We start from the raw sequence: 20,925 nt of genomic DNA, 5'->3' as shown, positions 1-20,925 counted from the left end.
CTTTAATTGTTTAGAAGTTGAATCTTGCACCGAAAGTGAATGTTCTCGGAGTCGGGTAAGTACCGCAGTCAATACCGCCAGTAGCATCACCGTCACCGTTGTAACCAGCAGGGTTAGAACCCTTGTAGTTAGTGATTGTGAAGAGGTTCTGAACGCTGAAGCTCAAACGGATATCAGCAAACTTAGTCATGCTCTTCGGCATATCATAAGCCAATGTGATGTTCTCGCAACGGAAGTAGTTAGCGTTCTCAACCCACTTAGACGAAGCACCGATGTAGTTGTTGTTGGCAACGTTCGGGTTTGGCATTGTCTTGCCAATCTCCTTGAGGAAGTCAGCATCGGTGAACATACGAGAGTTACCAATCTTTGAGTTCATGGCAAAGCGGAGAGCGTTAAGACGCTGTACGCCAAATGCTGAGTTGAAGAATGCATTGAGGCTCCAGTTCTTGTAGCTTACGGTGTTGTTCCATCCGAGTGTGAAGTCAGGTGTCGACTTACCAAGAATCTTACGGTCAGTTTCCTTCGGATTTCTTACAGCTACACGCTCACCGGCATCGTTAGTAGACCAATATGTATCATAGCCTTCGTCGTCGATACCAGCCCACTCCTGTCCAAAGAACGAACCGAGTGCCTCACCTTCCTTGATGATACAAGGATCAACTACTACCGACTGGAAGCTACCAGTGTGGATAACCGGCTGCTGGTCTGTAAGTTTCTTAACCTCATTCTTCAAGTATGTACCGTTGATAGAGGTCTGCCACTGGAAGTCCTTAGTCTCGATGACGCGGGCATTTACAGTGATGTCCATACCCTGGTTGGCTACCTTACCGAGGTTAGCCATATAGGTGAAGCCACCCAATGCGTTAGATGTTGTAGTAGAAAGGAGAGCGTCGCTTGTCTGCTTGTTGAAGTAGTCGAGGCTTACCTCCAAACGGTTGTTGAAGAAACCGAGGTCAACACCAAGGTCAAACTGCTTTGTCTTCTCCCACTTGATGTCTGGAGTAGCAATTCTGTCGAGCTTATATCCTACAGAAGGATTGGCAACACCATAGTATGTATTGGTAGTTGAAAGCAATGCAAGTGTAGAGTACGGAGTGATGTCCTGGTTACCAATGATACCATAGCTTGCGCGAATCTTCAAGTTGCTCAGTACGTCGCGTGAGCTTTCCATAAACTTCTCGTTAGTAACGGTCCATGCACCGGCAATTGATGGGAAGTAACCCCACTTGTTGTTGGTGAAGCGGCTTGAACCGTCGGCACGGAACGTACCGGTAAGCATATACTTGTCAGCGAAGTTGTACATTACACGACCTACGCCTGAGAGAAGTGTCCATTCAGAGAAACCGTTAGAAGCCTTCTGAGTACGTGCGTTCTCGGCATTCCACCAACCTACGTTCTCAGTAACAAGGTTCAAACCTGTGATACCCATGTTGGTAGTGGTGCTCTTTGTTGCCTCCCATACGCCGGTAGCAGTAAGGTGGTGGTCACCCCATGAGTTGGTATATGTAAGGTTGTTGGTAGACTGGAGCAATGTGCGCTGTGAGTTACTGTTGCCCATGTCAGCCTGGCCTGTACGTGAAACCTTACCTGAAGTAAGACTGTATCCAGTGTGGTTCAAATAGTCGACACCATTGCTCGATGTGAAGATCAAGCCCGGGAGAATATTGAACTGCAAGTCGATATGACCATTGAATACGTCGTTGCGGCGCTCGCTCTGGTTGCCTACGAGCATACCGTATGCGTTAGGCTCGATTGTGCCATACATATCCTGTGCATACTTGCCGTTCTGGTCGTACATATTCATTGCAGGAGATGAGTTGAAGGCAATCCACAATGGGTTGTTTGTTGTGCCAGGAAGGCTTGCCACACCCTTACCTATACCGCGAGAAGCGTTAAGGTCGACAGTAACGTCGAGCCACTTTGTAAGGTTTGTCTTGATGTTAGCCTTAGCAGCAAAACGCTCATACTGGCTACCCTCAAGTGTACCTTCGTTCTTCATATAGTTGGCAGATACATACGACTGCATACCGTCTGTACCCTTTGTGAAGACGAGCTTGTAGTTCTGAGTCTGACCGGTGCGGAACATTGTATCAACCCAGTCAACACCAGGGTTAGTACCGTTCAAGAAATCCTTAACTTCATTCTCTGTCTTGCCGGCATAGTCTACCAAAGCCTGAGCATAATCCTTTGTGCTCATCATCTTAGGCAGATTGGTAGCCTTTGAAGTACCGTATGAAGCATCGAATATAATGTGACTTTCGCCCTTCTTACCGGTCTTTGTTGTAACGATAACAACACCGTTGGCACCACGCGAACCGTAGATAGCAGTTGAAGAAGCATCCTTCAACACCTGCATGCTCTGGATATCCTCAGGGTTGATGCCGTCGAGACCCGACTCACGTACCATACCGTCAACTACGTACAAAGGATCGTTGCTCTTTGTAATAGAGTTGGCACCGCGAACACGAATCTTAACCGAACCGCCAGGAATACCGTCTGAAGCTACATTCACACCTGCCATACGACCGTTGAGAGCGTCAGAAGCCTGAGTGATAGGCTGATCCTTGAAAGCCTTGTTGTCCATCACGGCAACAGAGCCTGCCAAGTCGGCCTTCTTTACAACACCGTAACCGATTACAACAACGTCGCTGAGCAACTCTGCATCCTCTGCAAGAGTAACCTCAACTGTCTTGCGACCGTTTACAGCAACTTCCTGAGTCTTGTAGCCTACGTAAGAAATTACGAGTGTAGATTTTGAAGAAACGCGAACCGAGAATTTTCCGTCAATGTCTGTTACGGAACCGTTGCTCTTGTTTCCTTTTTCAACAACGCTAACGCCAATAAGAGGCTCTCCGTTAGCGTCAACAACGCGACCAGTCACCTGCTCGTTTTGCTGAGTCATGGTAGTAGAATAAACTGAACGTGCTAATTCATCGGCTGCCGATGCGTTAGTTGCACAAAGCAACATACCCATAGCAAGCGATGCCACCGCGCACTTCCCTACCGGGAATCGTGATGGACAATTTTTTGCAATTTCCATAATTTTTAAATTGTAGGTTTATAGGTAATTTTAATCTATTAAATGCTTTAGTAGTGGTTTTACGGGGGTAAAAGTATGTTTTTTAAATTTAATATACAAATTTAATCAACGAAACATGTATTTTTTAACATAAAAACACAATGTTAATAAGTCAACTAATAAAAAATGAACAACTAAAAAGGGGGCTAAATATGCGATTTAGCCCCCTAACCATATAAACCATCTATAAACGAGTTCTCCAAAAATGGAGGAAATAAAAACAGAAGCATTTGATACGCCCACCAAAGGTTCTCGCCTGCTTCCGTTTCTGATAGTCAAGCCAGCGCTTGCTTGCGATATGCTATTTCAAGACAAGCGGATGACTTGCAAACTTTCACATATTTATATTCCTATTTTACTATTGTTTTGGCTTCACTGTATAGCCGGGGTTCTGCTGGTCTGCCAATTCCGCGTCTGAACCCAACAAGCCCTTGTCGAGAGGCCAGAGGAGCAGGTGCTCATCCTGTGTTGTTCCGTTCAGCACAGGAACATTTGTCTCAACAATGTTGCCGTTGATGTCAGTCATCCATGGGTTGTTAGCAGTGTCAAGACCAAAGCCAAGACATCCCTCAGGCTGGAATACGAAGTGATCCTTCTGTGTGCCACCCTTAACGGTTGTCAGTCGACGGAGGTTCCACCAGCGCTGACCCTCAGCTACGAACTCCTTATCCCACTCACGCATCAGAGCGGTCTCGTTAGCCTTGAAGTCGCCTGCCTTGTAGCCATAAACGTTCTCATCCCAGTTGCTGCCATAAGCACGCTCACGTATCTTATTGATATACTTCACTACAGCTGCGTTGTCGCCAGCATAGTTGGCACACTCAGCGGCATAGAGATAAGCCATAGCCAGACGATAGATAGGCATGTCAACCACCATCTGATAGGTTGTGCTACCACTTGGTATTGACGGACGGAACTTGCAAACGAATGTACCAGCCAACTTATGCTTGCCATCCTTCGGGTCGAAGTTATCAAGATAGTTAATGCCGTTGTCGCGCTCCTCCTGAGTGAGGTTCCACTGCGGATAGAACATGTTGATACGTGAGTCGTTCTCGTCAAACTGATAGTAGAGAGAGTTCTTGTAAGTGTAGCGGCAAGGACCGAAGTTACACTTGTCCCAAATCTCGATATTAGCCGACTTGCCTGTCTCCTTATTGTACCACTGACCGAAACGGTTGGCTACACCCTTAACATGTCCCCAGCCTTCCTGGTCCATATTGGTCCAATAGTTGAGGTATGAGGTACCTGTGGTTCTCGCCCAGAGCAACTGGAAAGGAGGTACGTTATAGTAAGCACCGTCGTTCTCGCTGCTATAGCATACGCTGAATATCGACTCCTTGTTGTGAGGTGTTGTCCACACGCTGTAGTAGTCGCTCTGCAGATCAAAGCCATAGTTGTTTATCACATTGTTGAAGTAAGTAGCAGCTGTAGCCACATCAGCAGCATTAGCCTGATGGTCGCCAGTCTCTACCTTACCCGACCAAAGATAAACCTCACCGGCAAGCATCTCTGTAGCAGCCTTTGTCCAGTAGTAGTCCTTGCTTGAGCTCCTGTACACATAGTCGGTCTGAGCGAAGTAGTCCAACGAAGTCTTGATGTCTTCCTTAATCTGATTCAAGGTCTCTTCGGCAGTACTTCTGCCCTTATAGAGCAGGGTTGCCTCATAGTTGCCAAGGATTACATCAGGCTCAGTGCGCAATACTACGCCACCATACATACGATACATCTGGAAATATGAGAATGCACGATAGCCGTAAGCCATACCGAGCAGTCCGTTCTTCACCTTGTCACTGAGCACGCTGGTATTGTTGCAGCGATAGATAAGCTCATTGATATTAGCAATGAAGCCGTAGTAGCCACCGAAAGTGCTGAACTGCGGATGGTCGGCATCATAGATGTTCTGCAAAGGCTCACTGTTAAGAATTCCAGAGCCGTCGATTGTAGCCATCTCAAACACTCCCGAACGCAACTCGCCTGCATAGAACAGCACGTTTGAAGCGTTGGCTGAGCGGAACTGATTTGAAATGGCAGTGATGAATCCTTCAAACTCAGTCTGGCTTCCCCAGAACGAGCTGGCACTGAAGTTGTCGATAGGCTTATAGTCGAGATTACAAGATGTGGTCAACACGCTTGCTCCCGTCATAAGGCCAATTGCCAAAGTCTTTATATATTTGTTCATATCTTAATCAATATTTAAATATAGTGTATAACCATTGTTTAGAATTTGACATTAAGTCCGAAGAGCAGTGTACGCGGCACGTTGTATGTACCACCCCAACCTGCTGTGTTACCGCTTGTATAAGTGGTGTTGTCAGGCAATGGAATTGTACATGACTTGATGTAGCCAAGGTTCTGACCAGTTACCGACACTGTTATGCCCTGACAAGCTAACTTCTGGCAGATGCTCTTTGGCAGAGCGTAAGAGAGCTGCAACTCGCGGCAAGCTAAGTAGCTACCGCTCTGTGTGAAGAACGAGTTGGTACGGATGTAGTTGTCGGTACCATACTGCGAAGCCCATACCACGCGCGGATACTTGGCACCGGGGTTGTCTGGTGTCCATGTGTCGCGTACAGCGTCGTTGAATGACATTGCACCCTGAGCCTCACCAAGCCAGAAGGCTATGTTCGAGTCATACACCTGGAAGTCGAAGCCCATGTCGAAGCGTGCATAGAGCGACAGACCCTTCCATGTCAATGTGGTGTTGAAACCACCTGTCCACTTCGGAGTAAGGTTACCGAGCACCTTGCGGTCCTTTGACTCTACCCAGTTGTCACCATTGCGGTCCTCATAGATAAAGTCACCAGGCATAATCTGTACAAGGTTGGTGTAGCCCATTGCCAACAGACGCTGACGACCTTCCTCATTGGCGTATACAGCAGCACCATTAGATGTACCTGTGTCAATATAATTACCAAGAGCATCGATATCAGCCTGCGAACGTGCCATCTTAACCACGCCGTAACCTACGAAGCTGCCCGGAGTCTGACCTTCCTGATAGCCGCCTACATAGTGAGTCTCGTCGCCATTGCCTGTGTAAACCTCATAACCTCCCTGACGGTTGTTTGCCAAACCGTTCTCTGGCAACTTCACGATGGTGTTCTTATTGTAGGTGATGTTGGCATTCAATGTCCACTGGAAATCGCGTGTGCGCAGCAGAGTGCCCTGCAAGTCAAGCTCGATACCAGCATTGCGATACTGTCCGTTGTTGTATGTAACGGTAGAGAAGCCTGTTGTTCTTGGCAACGACAGAGCAGAATACTTGTCCATTGTCAGACGGTTGTAGTAAGTCAAGCCGAGGTTGAAACGGTTGTTGAGGAAACCGAGGTCAAGACCGACTTCAGCTGTACGTGTCTTCTCCCACTTCAAGTTCGGGTTAGGCAGTGTGCTGATTCGGTAGCCGTATACGCCGTCATACTTGTAGGCGCTGTATTCTCCCTGCAGGGTATAGTAGCCAAGATATGAGCTGTTGATTGTGGCGTTCAAACCGTAAGAGGCACGCAACTTAGCATAGTTGATGATGTTCTCCAAGCCAAGCTTGTTCCAGAAGTTCTCCTTGCTGAATACCCAACCGGCTGATACACCGGGGAATGTACCCCACTTGTTGTTGACCAGTCGTGAGTAACCGTCGGCACGGAATGTAGCAGCGAAGAGATACTTGTCCATATAGTCGTACTCAGCACGGCCGAAATATGACATAATAGCCTCCTCGTAATGGAACGAACTCATAGTGCGCGACTGAACGTCGGCATCGTTTTGGGTAAGACCGAGACCGGGGAAGTAACCTGTAGGAGCACCATATCCACCAGCACTGAACCCACGATAGCGACGCTTGTAGAACTCGGTACCTGCCATTACGTTTACAGTGTGCTTGTCGTCAAACGTACGGTTGAAGTTAGCAACAACGTTGTAGGTCTGGTCGAAAATACGTGAGAACGAAGCACTTGTATTATAGCTACGGTTTACACCATTGTTGCCGTCTGGATTTACAGCACCAGCCTGACTATTGATATACTGATGGTTGAATGACTCATCGTACTCTTCGTTGTAGAACCAGCTCATGGTGCCTTTCAATGTAAGTCCGGGCAAAAGCGTAGCGGTAAGCGACTGTGTCATAGCAAACTTATCGCTCTGATAGTCGCGGTCGAAGTTGCCCTTGTTTACGTTTATGTTGGTTGTCGGACCACCGGTACCATACAAATCATTGCCGTCTTCGTCGCGATAGCGTACGAACTTGAAAGCCATACCACGGTTCATGAAGTAGCTGGTATTAAGCATCGGGTCATCATTCAGCCAGTTGGCACGGGTGTAGTTGAACACTGAGTTCGCCTCCAACCACTTTGTAACCTTATAGCTGCCAGTCAACGCAAAGTTGTAGCGCTTATAGAATGTGCCCTTGACGAAACCGTCGGCATCATACAGACCAAGGCTGGCGTAGTAGCGGCCACGGTCGTTGCCACCCGAAATGCTGGCATTATAGTCCTGAGTAACGTATGGAGTACGTCCGTTCATTTCCAGCGGGTCGATGTTGCGATAGAGAATATAGTTGTCGCTTACGGGGTCGCGCATCTCGCTCCATCCCTTCTGCAGGAGGTAAGCGTTGTCGTCGGTCTTGCGCAGAATGTTATACGACTGTCCCTGCGACAACTCTGTACGGCCAATACCACCGGGATTGTTTGTACCATAGAGGTTTGAGTTATATGCTGATGCATACTTTCCGCCAGGCAATGTCCACTCACAGTTCTGGAGCGCAAGGCGATAATAATAGAGGTAATCCTCGTCTGAACACATATTGTAGCCAAGGTTGTAGTAGTTCAAGCCCACCTTGGCATTGAATGTAACGTCAGCCTTGCCACTCTTACCCTGCTTTGTAGTAATGATGATAACACCATTACCGGCACGGGCACCATAAAGAGCTGTAGCACCGGCATCCTTCATCACGTCCATCGACTCGATGTCGTTGGGGTTGATGTCAGACAATGAACTGCGGATTACGCCGTCAACAATAACAAGAGGTTCGTTCGAACCGCCGTCGTAGTTAGATCCACCGCGGATGGTGATAGAAGGAGTAGCCGCTGGGCTACCCGAGGTGATGTCAACCTTAACACCAGATACCGCACCGGCAAGAGCCTGGGCAGGGTTGGCGTTGGCACCTACTGTGAGGGTCTTCTCACTAACCTTGGCGATAGAGTTGGTTACCTTGGCGCGCTTCTGGGCAACACCATAACCCATAACCACTACTTCGTCGAGTGCCTTGGCATCTTCCTTAAGAGTAATAGTCAACGGAGTGCCGTTGAACTTCACCTGCTGTGGAGTATATCCTATATAAGAAATTTCGATTGTAGCACCCTTGGGAACATTAGCAAGGGTAAATTTACCGTCAATGTCGGTGACGGTGCCCATCTTTGTGCCAAGCACTTTAACGCTGGCACCAATAACTGACTCGCCTGTATTATCGAGCACTACACCAGTGCAGGTAACACCTGCTGGGGGGGGTAATAAATTCACAACTGCTGGATTTCCGGCAGTAGTAGCAAATGTGCCGAGTGGAGATGCTGTAACAGCTATCGCCACAAGTCCGAGTTTAAAGTTAATATTTTTCATATTGCTCTGTTTACACATGTTTAGGTTTTAATCACACCATTATTTTGCCTTGGTGGTAAATTCCTTCCAGTAGAGTTGCGCACTGCTGAAACCACTTTTTGCGCTTGGAATGGCCTGGGTAGAAATGACATACTGTGTGTTGGGTGTCAGACCGCTGAAAGTACACTTGCAAGTACGATAGTCGAGCTTCTTCTCCTCTACCTTCTCACCAACGTTGGCACGTGTACCCTTGTAGAGCGTTACTACGTAGCCTTCGCAATTGTCATTAGGAACCAAAGTCCAGATAGGTGTCACCTCCGTGGCGGTGTACTGACATGAGTTGATAGCAACAGGGCCCATCACGCTCTCGTCGTCGTCACTGCACGAAACCAACATCATCGACGATACTGAAATACATAACAGCATCATCAAAAGGTGCTTGATTTTGATTTTCATAGATAGTAAAATTATAATTAATAATAGAGTTTAGTACTCAGTAAATAAATATTTCGGGTTAGTTTATAAATATTTTTTATAACTGATTGCAAAGATACATATTATTCATCAAACCACACAAGTTTTTCTTGTTAATTTTTTAACTTAATTCATTATTTCTTCGCTTTCATTCGTCATAATATAATAAAAGGAGCCAAAGAACAGCGTTCCTTAGCTCCTTTTATATATGTTACTATTATGTTTCGCCTACTTTCGTCCCTTGACTTTCGGCGTAATGTTAATCTTGTACTGCAAGTGCAGCAAACAGTAGCGTGGCAGCGTGTTGGTATATGATATGGTACGTGCCTGTGCGGTAATGCCATAAGTCACGTTGCTGAGTTGATGCAGCAGGTCGTAGCCGTCAAGCATTGCCACCCAACGTCCCTTGCCAAAGGCGTAGCTCAACCGGGCATTCCACACAAAGTCGTTGGTGTTAAGGCGGCTGTCAGCATAGCCATTACGCGAGTAGAGCGTAAAGTCGGTACTCAAGCCGATATTGCCTGGCAACTTAAACTGGCCTGTCAAACCACAATTGACATTAGTGGCGTGGAACGAAGCAAAGTCGTCGTGCTCAGAACTGGTATTGCGCCAGATGAATGAACCATTGAGACCTATCTGCTGCTTGCCTATCTGCCATGCAAGCTTGAGTCCTTCGGAAACAAGCCAGTTTCTTATGGCAAACTGTGCAGCAGGTTTCTCGTTGGTACCTATCACATCGGCAGCCTGACTGTTCTCTACGCGCGTGTCGCTTGACAATGTGAACTGTCGGTTCTTGCCAAACACCAGCGAGAACGTATTGGTGGCATAGCGCATCCAGTTGCCGTCAGTGTTGTACGAACGCCATGTGCGCACACCTGTACGCTCGTCATAGTCATAGCCTCGTGTCAAGGCGTTGGAAGTAAAATCATAGACAAGACGCAGCGTATTGTTGATGTTGGCACGCTTAGGACGATACTCCCAATTCAAGCTCAGACGATGATTCATCTCTACCTTAAGGTCGCTCACGCCAACATATATGTTCAGCGGATCGGCATCGTCTGTCACAGGCACCATGTCCATCAGTTCCGGAGCATGCGATTCCAGATTATACTTAAGGCTTAAAGAATGTCTTACGCCCGGTCCGAATGCACCTTCATATCTACCGATACTCCATTTCAAATATGTCCAATCTTCATAACATCCAGGCAACAAGAAGTTCTTCTTCACATTAAATGTTTTTCCGTCACGCTTATAACGCAGCGACTCGATGTTATAATCCAATGTAGGGCGAAGTTCCATACTTACATTCTTGATAAACGAAGGTGGAGAAATCACCAATACAAGATTATTATTATTTGTATCATAATGAGCAGTGTAACTATTCAACGGGTCTAACGCCGAAACATAGTTTTGAGGCACTGTTCCAAATACACCTTGCTCAGCAAGACGGTCAAGACGGTAGCGATAGCTATCGGTATTCTTGCCACTGTGTGTGTAATTATATTCCATCTGAACATATCCCGACTTAATGAGAGAATAGGTATAGCTAAACCCAACCTTAACATTATAACTGTTAATGGGACGATTGTAATAATCGTTGAGTCGCAAACCTGTTTTTTCTACTTGTCCATAGTCTATCTGATATTGATTAAAACGCTCATTTTTTGCTTCTGTGTAGTTACCTCCAATAGTAACCAATAAATCGTCAGACGACTTCTTGAACTTGAAAAAATTGTGCATATTAAAATCTGCCAACAAGTTATGTCCTTTAACAATATCCTCATTTAGCGTGCGGTTTATAAGCGACTTGCTCCATTCGGCAGATCCTGTCGTATACAAATCTTCTATTATTCTACGGTTCATTTCAGTCTGTTCCTTGTCGAAAGCAGCAGCCACACTTCCCAGCGTATTATTGTTTTTACGATAATTGACACGCTCAAGCACCATTCCTAACCAATATTTCTTTTTCAAATTCAGCGTATGAGCCTGTCCGAGAAACAGCGCATCGGTGTGAGAATTGGAGTAAGAGTACTCATGTGTTGTATTTGATGGCATGAGGTTGGTGCGCATTGTGTTGCGCGCTACATCCGTGAATATACGCGAGAAAAGCACATCGCCACTATTTTTTATCCCAGCCCTACTGCCGTCGACACTATATGTCATGCCAGCATGCTGAACCCTTTGCTCACCTTCACCCTTATTGGCTTGCTGCCAAAGAGTATTTTGTCCTGGACGCCCCTGATCGCTAAGATTGTTGAAATTAGCAAACATACCTATTGATGAATGGCTGGTATTGCGCGCCAGGAACAAACGTCCCATATAGCGGTCGTGCGTACCACCACCTGCCTCAGCATTAAGCATCCATGTTTCAAGATACTCTTTCTTCAGGCGCACGTCCATAGTAAACATCTTGTCGCCGGGAAGTTCTCTGCCCACAAATTGGCTACGGTCGCCCAGTTTGTCATATACAGCAATGTCCTTCACTGTATACGCACCAAGATTCTCAAGCAGCAACTGATGGTTACCACCAAAGAAGTCTCTGCCGTTAAGCGTCAGATTCTCTACAAATTTACCATTTACATATATTCGTCCGCCGTCCTTCAGTTCCACTCCCGGCAACTGATCGACAAGCGCATCAAGCATTGAACCCTCAGCAAGCTGGAAAGCATCGGCATTATATACCAATGTGTCGCCCTTGTTGTAGAACTTCACCTTGGTGGCAGTAACAACCACATCCTTTAGCTTGACTGCACTCTTCGTCATAAACACATCCTCGACAGGATAATTAAATTGTCGTCTACCTAAATCAGACAAATCAACCTGTAAATAATGTGATTCATATTTGGGATATGTTATCTCCACTGAATACTTGGCAGCTTTATGCTCTACTAAAAACTTCCAGTCAGGCTGCTTAACAAAATCACGCTTTTGTTGCGACCATAATGAAGTCTTTCCTATCTCACAAGAGTCAATAATACAACCACTATCATCATGCAAATACACCATACCACCTAAAAGCGGAGTACGAAAATTTTTGTCATATACCATTCCCGTAATCGTAACCTTAGCTTTTTGGGCAAAAGAGATGGTACATAACCCAAGCATAAACGCCAATATCAAACAATAACGACAATATAACGCTTTATTTAATTGTGGGGTATAATGCAAAATTCCAGGTTTTGTCATTACAACTTTTTTAGTTAGTTTCATAAATATAGGTTTAAAAGTTTGTTTTGCAAATTTAAAGAAAATAATCATACACGCCAAATAGTTTTTAAGTTTTTTTTTAAATCTGTGATTTTACAAGTCTATAAAATCCTCATGATTTGCCTGCTAAGATATAAAAAATAGACTCATTTACAAAAAATGCCATAGTAAAATAATAAAATAATGTTTTTTTTATATATATTTGCAAAAGAATGCAGACAACATTTCTTAAACATTAAACTATTTGCCTCGGCAGTTTTTAAAATATTACTGAAATAAATACCATAATAGCTTATGAGAAAACCTACACTTTTATATTTGCTTTGCATTTCATGTACATTACCCGTAATGGGTAAATCAAACATTCATAATTGTACAGGAAATATATATACTATTGAATCCAACTGTCGGTACATTAACAGTGACAGTATTGCCACCACATACCATGGTGTGGTCGTTGACAGCAATAACAATCCCATCGACTTTGTGAATATAGCCTTGCTAAATCCGAAGGATTCATCGTTCGTGGCAGGTGCGATGACCGACCTTAATGGGGTATTTGCCATTCCATGCAACATGAAAAATGCAATCATAAAAGCAAGCCGACTTGGCTACAATACTGTATACAAAACATACGCAGCAGGAAACGTAGGCTCAATAATGCTAAAAGAATCTGTCACCTCATTGCAGGGAGTAACAGTGAAAGGACAACGCAAGATATTCTCAATGAACGACGGCGGACTCATTGCACAAGTGAAGGGCACAGCTTTGGGTGAGGCAGGAACTGCCAACGACGTAATTACAAAAATACCGAGCGTATACGCCGACAACGGAAAATACAACGTATATGGCAAAGGCGAAGCACTGATATTCATCAACGGCAAAAGACTTATTGACTACGAAGAACTCAGCAGACTCAGCTCCAAGGATATTTCGTCAATTGTTCTCGACAATAACCCTGGAGCAGGATATGATGCAACTGTGAAAGCGGTAATACACATAAAAACTGTAAAGAAAGTAGGCGACGGTCTTAGTGGCAACCTATCGGCAATGTACCAACAAGGACATTATGCATCAACTACCGACGGTGTGAATATAAACTGGCGCAAAGGCGGACTCGACATATTCGGCTCGCTCTTCTACTCTTTCACGCAAACCTATCAGAAACAGTCGGACACTAAAGAGACATGGAAGAACGGTGACACATGGAACATGCAAAATGAAATAAAGATACTTGGCAAAAACACCGCTTCAATAAGCCCAAAACTTGGAATAAACTACTCATTCAACGACAAGCATACGGTCGGCATATCATATAGCCTGACGCATTCACCTAACAACAAGATCAACATCATACAGTCGCAAGATGTAAAACAGAACGGTCAACCTCTGCAAACGATACTCTACGACGACGATACACGACGGAAGAACAAGCCCACTCACCTTAATAATATATATTATAGAGGTAAAATAGGCAGATGGGACATCGCGTTCGACAACGACATTATTGCAAGTCATACCAAAAGTATACAGAACATAAAGCAGGAAAGCGAAAAGTCGGGCAAGCAGAATGTGAACAGCACAAACAACGAAGACAACACTATGGTAGCTTCAAAGTTGGTGGTTTCACATCCTATAGGCAGGGGAAAAATGGATGTAGGCGGTGAGTTTATCTACACCGACAGACAACAGAAATACGTCAACGAGCAAAACATTATTGCATCGACCGACGACCATATAGAAGAAAGCAAATATGCCGGCTTCATCTCTTACTCTACACCATTGGGAAAGGCACAAATCAGAGCAGGAATGAGATATGAGCATACCGTGTCCGACTATTATGAGAAAGATGTGTGGGTGGCAGGTCAAAGCCGCAGCTACGACAAGCTGTTTCCTAACGCATCTATATCATTCCCTATAGGCAAGAGCAACATCAACGTCGGCTATACGATGAAGACACGTCGTCCTTCGTACCGCGAACTCAGCAGCAACATGCAATACGACGATGCTTTTACTTACGAAAGCGGCAACCCGCTGTTGCGTCCGGAAATGATTCACGACATCACCATGTCAGCATCCTATCGATGGATATACATGAATGTCAGCTTCCAGCATGTCACCGATGCTATAACAAATACCGTCGAGATGCTCGACGAGGCTGATACTCCGATAAACGTAATGTCGACAACAAACCGTTCAAGTCTCAACAAATACTCGGCTACGCTCTCGCTTACGCCACGTATCGGCATCTGGTCGCCACGACTTGCCATGTCTCTGATGGGACAGAATCTGAAGATTCCATATCAGGGTGGCACTAAGAAACTGAACAATCCATTGCTATTTGCCAGCTTGCACAACACGGTGTCGCTGCCAGACAATTATCTGTTGTCTGCAGATGTTATAACCCACACATACGGCAATAACAATATTGTAATGATGAAGCCCAGCTGGCAGATAAACATAGGCTTGGTAAAAAACATCAAGTTATGGACCATTCAGCTACAAGGCATGGACATATTCCGCACTGCCCGCAACTCATTCATAATTTACGGCACAAGCCTTCGTTACTACAAATGGAACTACAGCGATTCGCAAGCTGTGAAACTGACCATCAGCTACAGATTCAATCCTACTAACAGCAAATACAAGGGTACTGGTGCTGGTAATGACGAAAAGAGTCGTCTGAGCTTATAAACAACTAATACGGGCTGAATGCCAAAGCACGACATCCCGAAGGGGCAGAAGCACTTATTATCAATACTTCTGCCCCTTACTGTTTGCATCTCCTTTTTTATTTCACGACAAGGGACTCGATATTTTTGTATTTAACGACAATAGTGACAATGGTCGACAATATTATTAATAATATTCATGGGAGCATTGAATAATGTTGCTTATCCTATTGTCGAACATTGTAGAACATTGTCGTTTTAACAACAAGGGAGCTTGATAATTTTGTATTTAACGACAAGGGGATTGATTTTTTTATTTAACGACAATAGTGACAATGGTCGACAATTATTTTATGATATTCGATTGACAATGATTTTATGATAATCATGTGGGGAATGGATAATATTGCTTGTCCTATTGTCGAACATTGTAGAACATTGTCGTTTTAACAACAAGGGAGCTTGATAATTTTGTATTTAATAACAAGGAGCTTGATATTTTTGTATTTAACGACAATAGTGACAATGATTGACAATATTATTAATGATAATCATGGGAGCATTGAATAATGTTGTTTGTACTATTGTCGAACATTGTCGAACATTGTCGTTTTAACAACAAGGGGCTTGATAATTTTGTATTTAACGACGATAGGGACAATGGTCGACAATATTATTAATGATAATCATGGGAGCATTGGACAATGTTGCTTATCCTATTGTCGAGCATTGTCAACATTGTCGTTTTAACAACAAGAAGCTTAATAATTTTGTATTTAACGACAATAGGGACAATGGTCGACCATATTTTTAAAGAATCTGTCACTTCATTGCAGTGAATAACTGTGAAAGGCCAACGCAAGATATTTTCAATGAACGACGGCGGACTCATTGCACAAGTGAAGGGAACGGCTTTGGGTGAGGCAGGAACTGCCAACGACGTAATAACCAAAATACCGAGCGTATACGCTGATAACGGGAAATACAACGTATATGGCAAAGGTGAAGCACTGATATTCATCAACGGCAAAAGACTTATTGACTACGAAGAACTCGGCAGACTCAGCTCCAAGGATATTTCGTCAATTGTTCTCGACAACAATCCTGGAGCAGGATATGATGCAACAGTGAAAGCGGTAATACACATACCACTCGAAATGTCGGATGAACCCTTTTCTATTTATGCTTTTTCTGACACCTTCCAATAAAGGTTATTCCGGTTGTACTGATATTCCACGTATGGAAATGTTTTTTGCAGAAATGTTTGGCTTGTCAATGACGATATAAGCACCAATTCCACCATACGCCTGACACAGAGTTGGTGTATAATACAACTCCACCAAATACTTGCCTTTCTTCTCACGCACCTTGCAATCCTTGTAGGTCACAATACATCTACTGAAATGCTTTGCCAATAAAAGCGTCTGCTTGCTCCAGTCAACATCCGGCAGTTCCTTTTTAAGTTCTGGTACACCAGTAGTCCATTGGTCGGCAGTACGATAGTCGAGGTCTGCTTCCAACTCCTCCATACTATAGAAGCAAGCTATCATTGTCGTGTCGTGTGAGGCTGAGCAATGCATCTCTAACGGATTCACGATTCTGACCTCATCCCCCATAAGCAACTCCTTACTGTCACCATCGTTCCAGAAGTCATCATCATCAGAAGAACAAGAAGTGCAAACACCAACAAGCATTAGCGACAACACCGCAAATGCGGCAACTAAAATCTTTGATTTTCTCATATTACTCTAATTTTTCAAGTTTTCATTCACAATATTATTGTCGAATGAGAAACTTCTCGTTAAACAAATTTTACTATAAACACCTAAATTTAAATTAATATAATATTATTCAACAACAAATGTTTGCCAGTCACCGGAATATTTATTTTTGGTTTGTATCGTAACCACATGCTGTTTATTATGATCCCAATAAGTCGTTTCTACAGAAAAATACATAGAAGGATGTTCTGAATAATTAGCATCTCCAGCATAAGGAAATTCTATTACATTTTCTCCAGAAACTGTCACATTAGCGTCAGGGTCGGCACAATTGATTTTATAGTCCAATCTGCCATCCTCTGCAAACACGTACATTTTTTCTATTCCATAAATTATAGGGTCTCTCCTCATTGTGAATTCGGTGAATAAACTTACTGGATAACCTTTATAGTTAAAACTTGCAGACAAAGACACTTGCTTACTACTACTATCAAAAGTTGGATCCACAAATACTGAATATGTAGACGGATTTAGACGCAATGAAAGACCTTCACTGCATTTCCAACTAATACCAGTATTAGGATAAGTTCTGACATAATAATCAGAATTTCCATAAGCAATACTATAAAAACCCCTTCTATTTAAAATTTCGAAATATGTACCTCTTAATATCTGCATTGCCTTGTAAGCATCTATGCATCCATACCCATAGTCTTTATTCCATGAATCATTCTTTGTTGACGCAATTATCAAATCGCACACCTGTTTTTGAGTTAATGAAGAATCTTCTGACAATATCAGAGCAGCCAATCCTGCCACATAAGGTGCAGCATATGACGTTCCTTCATCAGAGAAGTAATCACCATTGCTATCAGTTGACTTTATGCCAACACCGGGTGCGACAACGTCCAACTGTTTTCCTCTTCCTGAATTATCAGCGAGTTTACCATCTGAGGATATTGAGCCAACAACCAAAAAGTCACTATTAGCCGATGCTGGATATTCTATGATATGATTGTTACCTGCCGCGACAACGACAATACACCCTTTGCCATTTCTACCTTTTGTCAAAGCATTATTTAAAGAGTTTTCAAGTAATGCACTATGCAAATTTTCATAACCTGCACCACCTTGAGTTCCCAAAGATAAATTCAAGACATCAGCCCCATGCTGCCAAGCATTATTTATGCCATTTGAGAGTTCTTCACTGATTGTCGGAGTTGCAGACATTGAACAACTTATATCCATGAGTTTTGTATTTGGAGCAACTCCTGCTATGCCTATTGAATTATGTTGCGCAGCTATTATTCCTGCAATAAGCGTTCCATGTCTTGAGACAGATGTGTTACTTCCTCCTGTAGAGCAATTATATGCATATGGATGCATTGCCCCAACAAGATCGGGATGATTTTTATAGATTCCTCCATCCACAATTGCAGTTGTTATAAATGGTTTGCCTTTATTCGTCTCCCATACTTTTTCAAAGTCTGCAGCGTTGCTTTTAACACCCCATTGCTCACTGTATAAAGCATCTGTTGGAGTACTGCTATATTGATAATTGAAAATAAAGCCAGGATCCACATCATCAAAGAGCCCCGTTTCATATAAATAATTAGAGGCATCAAGAGACGATTCAAATATAGATTCCTTATTGTTAGACAGTCTTATCCATCGAGAATCAGTTTCCACAGCATGCTCCACAATACAACCTATTTTTTTCGCTTCACTTTCAAGCAAAGGCAAATCGCTTTGACTCTTTAACTTTACATAAAACAGGTTCGACAAAGCCACTGGTATACTATCACCAACGACATATTCCACAGAAACAACATCCTCATTTTTCTTCATATTGTCTATGTTATTTTTCTCAGAATACATGTCTACATTTATACCTTTCGATACATTAACAAAATAAGAAGTGGAATAATTTGCAACGTTTGACTGTGGATCTTCTGATTTTGTCACCACGTACCTCATGTTGGGATTTATCTGTAGAGGCACTTTTTTACCTTTATAATAATAGTAAAAGTTGTCAGACACAATTGCCCGAGTTATTGTACCACATGCATAGCCCTCCTGTTCTGGTAAAATATCAGAACAACCATAAACTAACAACACGAATAAAAATAAGAACAAAGTTCTCAAAACATCAAAGTGTTTCATAAGCTAATATTTGAGTTATTAAATAGGTCATGTAGGTGCTTACGCTGCAAATATACATTAAATATTTGAATTGAATACTAATTCTCTCAAAAAACTTATAAATAATTTTATTGTTGGGAAAATGTGTCACAAGTGTCATTTTTTTAGCTAAGAAGCTCACTGTGAGCATGTTAGACCATGAGTCTTCTTATCAAAGAGGCGGAGAAGACTCATGGGAAGACTTATGCACATGACAAATCGAGTAGGAGAAAAACGAAGTAGTTTTTCTCCAACTTTCGTTTTCCGACCTCTCACACCACCGTACGTGCGGTTCCGCATACGGCGGTTCCTACTTTGGGCACCATTCGATGTATGAACCCATCAATGTAGCATAGCCTGCCCTGCTCAACTTTTCGTTGGTAATCGCACGGCATAGTATATAACTGCCAGCTATGCGCCAATAACCCAAACGACTATTGCCCCACATGTAAGCTTGGTATTTGTCTATACCACACTTTACCAAGTTGGCAATCCTCGTTCTCACCCTCTTCCACGACTTCAATATACACATACGTAGCCGTCGCCTTAGCCACTCATCTGTTTCCATAAGGAAGCGTTTCATGTTGGCGAGGTATGACTTTCGTAAAGGCAACTAATCGCCATGTCCGTGAGACCTCCTCGGATAAGGGCTTATTCTTTCCATCTTATACCCACTTCATTTACACCAACCATTCCGAATAGCTATAGGACTTTGATTTGTGTTGCAATCTCATCCATGGTCAAATGCCTTATATGAAGTTTCTGTACGTTAGGTCAGATGTTTGCCGCCGGCTTCTTTCAGATTCCACCTCACGGTGAACACCCTTGCCCTTGGCTATGTAATTCCCGCTATTAGGGCTTACTCTCCGAAAATATACGACAAGAAGCTGTTGGAATTCGTCAGAGTCCAACAGCTTCATTATAGGTTCCATTCAATATCAAATCCCATGTCTTGAACAAGTTGCTTGACAACATTGACTTTGACGGTTGAAGCATCCTCTTTATCATAGAGAAGAAGGAAAACAACCTGACCATTTTCGACATTGGTAAGAACATTGAACGTGATGACTCTTGCTCCACCAGATTTACCTTTGCCTTTTGATTTGATAGCTATACGGATTTTGCGTATGTTTTTTGTAATCTCATCGCCTTGCAGAGGGTTCTCTTTGATACTATCAAGAAATTCCTTGTAGTCTTGTTTAAAACTATGATATTTCTTTGCGAGTCGTTTTGCTTCTTTTGCAAAATCGTCAGAAACCGATACTGTAATATTACAACTCATCGAGCAAACTATCAGCAGATTGAAGTTTACGTTTTCCGGCAATGGCTTCCTTTACCTCCGTCAAAGCGTTTCTGAGTTCTTTCATCAAGTCGCGCGGTGCGTCAATGGTATCACCTCCGTCATCGGGGAAGATGCGGAAACTGCCAGCACGCGATTTTAGGACTACGTGCTCTCCTGCTTTTGCCAAATTCAGATACTTAGTCTGATTAGTGCGAAAGTCCCTTGTGCTAACTACAACCATAATTCAATACATTTGTTTACGATGCAAAGATACTCTTTTTTATTGAAACAACAATCGAAATAGTAGCCAATTAACATTATTTGGTAACCAATCACATATACACCTAAGTCAAATACAAAAAAAAGGTCTCCAAAGTCGTTAGACCTTGAAGACCTCAAGTAAAGAAGGCAGCCACCTACTCTCCCGCATTGCATTGCAGTACCATCGGCGCAAGCGGGCTTAACTTCTCTGTTCGGAATGGGAAGAGGTGGGACACCGCCGCAATAACCGCCTAAAGTTTTTTGCGGAGCAAAAAACTCAATGTTGAAGGTTGAGTGTGGAATGTGGAATTCCGATTTGCTCACGTATAAGATAGACAAATTGATTAGCAAAAACTGTCGTTAAACTTGTCAACAACTGAAAGCACGACTACTTTGAAGAAAGTCTCGGGCAATTAGTACTGCTCGGCTTTGACATCGCTGTCTTTACACCTGCAGCCTATCTACGTC

Annotated in this window: 11 protein-coding genes, 1 rRNA gene and 1 pseudogene; 2 read left to right on the top strand and 11 right to left on the bottom strand. The window is 43.5% G+C overall.

Annotation, left to right across the window (positions count from 1 at the left end):
• Positions 1–10: 10 nt before the first annotated feature.
• The 5 genes from I6E38_RS00850 to I6E38_RS00830 form a co-directional block, all read right to left on the bottom strand.
• Complete coding sequence (locus I6E38_RS00850) at positions 11–3,040, bottom strand: SusC/RagA family TonB-linked outer membrane protein (protein WP_262912296.1); 3,030 nt, start codon at positions 3,038–3,040, stop codon at positions 11–13.
• Between the two features lie 397 nt (positions 3,041–3,437).
• Entirely contained in the window at positions 3,438–5,258 is a 1,821-nt protein-coding gene (locus I6E38_RS00845; RefSeq protein WP_235392205.1) for a RagB/SusD family nutrient uptake outer membrane protein, read from the bottom strand.
• A gap of 38 nt (positions 5,259–5,296) precedes the next feature.
• On the bottom strand, positions 5,297–8,680 hold the full coding sequence (locus tag I6E38_RS00840; protein ID WP_235392204.1) for a SusC/RagA family TonB-linked outer membrane protein: 3,384 nt from the start codon (positions 8,678–8,680) through the stop codon (positions 5,297–5,299).
• A gap of 39 nt (positions 8,681–8,719) precedes the next feature.
• Entirely contained in the window at positions 8,720–9,115 is a 396-nt protein-coding gene (locus I6E38_RS00835) for a fibronectin type III domain-containing protein (RefSeq protein WP_235392203.1), read from the bottom strand.
• 246 nt (positions 9,116–9,361) lie between these two features.
• The gene (locus I6E38_RS00830; RefSeq protein WP_235392202.1) at positions 9,362–11,896 is read right to left on the bottom strand and encodes a porin family protein; all 2,535 of its coding nucleotides are present in this window, start codon (positions 11,894–11,896) and stop codon (positions 9,362–9,364) included.
• A gap of 792 nt (positions 11,897–12,688) precedes the next feature.
• Here I6E38_RS00830 and I6E38_RS00825 point away from each other — a divergent pair.
• Positions 12,689–15,034, top strand: a complete 2,346-nt coding sequence (locus I6E38_RS00825; RefSeq protein ID WP_235392201.1) for a TonB-dependent receptor family protein — start codon at positions 12,689–12,691, stop codon at positions 15,032–15,034.
• Between the two features lie 823 nt (positions 15,035–15,857).
• Positions 15,858–16,220, top strand: a complete 363-nt coding sequence (locus tag I6E38_RS00820; RefSeq protein ID WP_235392200.1) for a hypothetical protein — start codon at positions 15,858–15,860, stop codon at positions 16,218–16,220.
• 3 nt (positions 16,221–16,223) lie between these two features.
• On the opposite strand, the gene I6E38_RS00815 is transcribed toward I6E38_RS00820, so the two are convergent.
• The 6 genes and pseudogenes from I6E38_RS00815 to rrf all read right to left on the bottom strand — a co-directional run bounded on the left by I6E38_RS00815 (position 16,224) and on the right by rrf (position 20,712).
• Complete coding sequence (locus I6E38_RS00815; RefSeq protein WP_235392199.1) at positions 16,224–16,754, bottom strand: hypothetical protein; 531 nt, start codon at positions 16,752–16,754, stop codon at positions 16,224–16,226.
• A gap of 105 nt (positions 16,755–16,859) precedes the next feature.
• Complete coding sequence (locus I6E38_RS00810) at positions 16,860–18,896, bottom strand: S8 family peptidase (RefSeq protein WP_235392198.1); 2,037 nt, start codon at positions 18,894–18,896, stop codon at positions 16,860–16,862.
• A 328-nt stretch (positions 18,897–19,224) separates the two neighbouring features.
• Positions 19,225–19,509: pseudogene (locus I6E38_RS00805) on the bottom strand (group II intron maturase-specific domain-containing protein); the annotation flags it as partial.
• Between the two features lie 324 nt (positions 19,510–19,833).
• Entirely contained in the window at positions 19,834–20,196 is a 363-nt protein-coding gene (locus I6E38_RS00800; RefSeq protein ID WP_235392197.1) for an addiction module toxin RelE, read from the bottom strand.
• On the bottom strand, positions 20,186–20,437 hold the full coding sequence (locus I6E38_RS00795) for a prevent-host-death family protein (RefSeq protein WP_235392196.1): 252 nt from the start codon (positions 20,435–20,437) through the stop codon (positions 20,186–20,188). The genes I6E38_RS00800 and I6E38_RS00795 overlap by 11 nt, the downstream gene beginning before the upstream one ends.
• A gap of 162 nt (positions 20,438–20,599) precedes the next feature.
• Positions 20,600–20,712 (bottom strand): 5S ribosomal RNA (rrf, locus tag I6E38_RS00790).
• Positions 20,713–20,925 lie beyond the last annotated feature (213 nt).

It is taken from the genome of Leyella stercorea, from assembly GCF_021531355.1.
Lineage (GTDB): Bacteria > Bacteroidota > Bacteroidia > Bacteroidales > Bacteroidaceae > Prevotella.
This window is presented reverse-complemented; position numbering and strand designations above follow the sequence as displayed.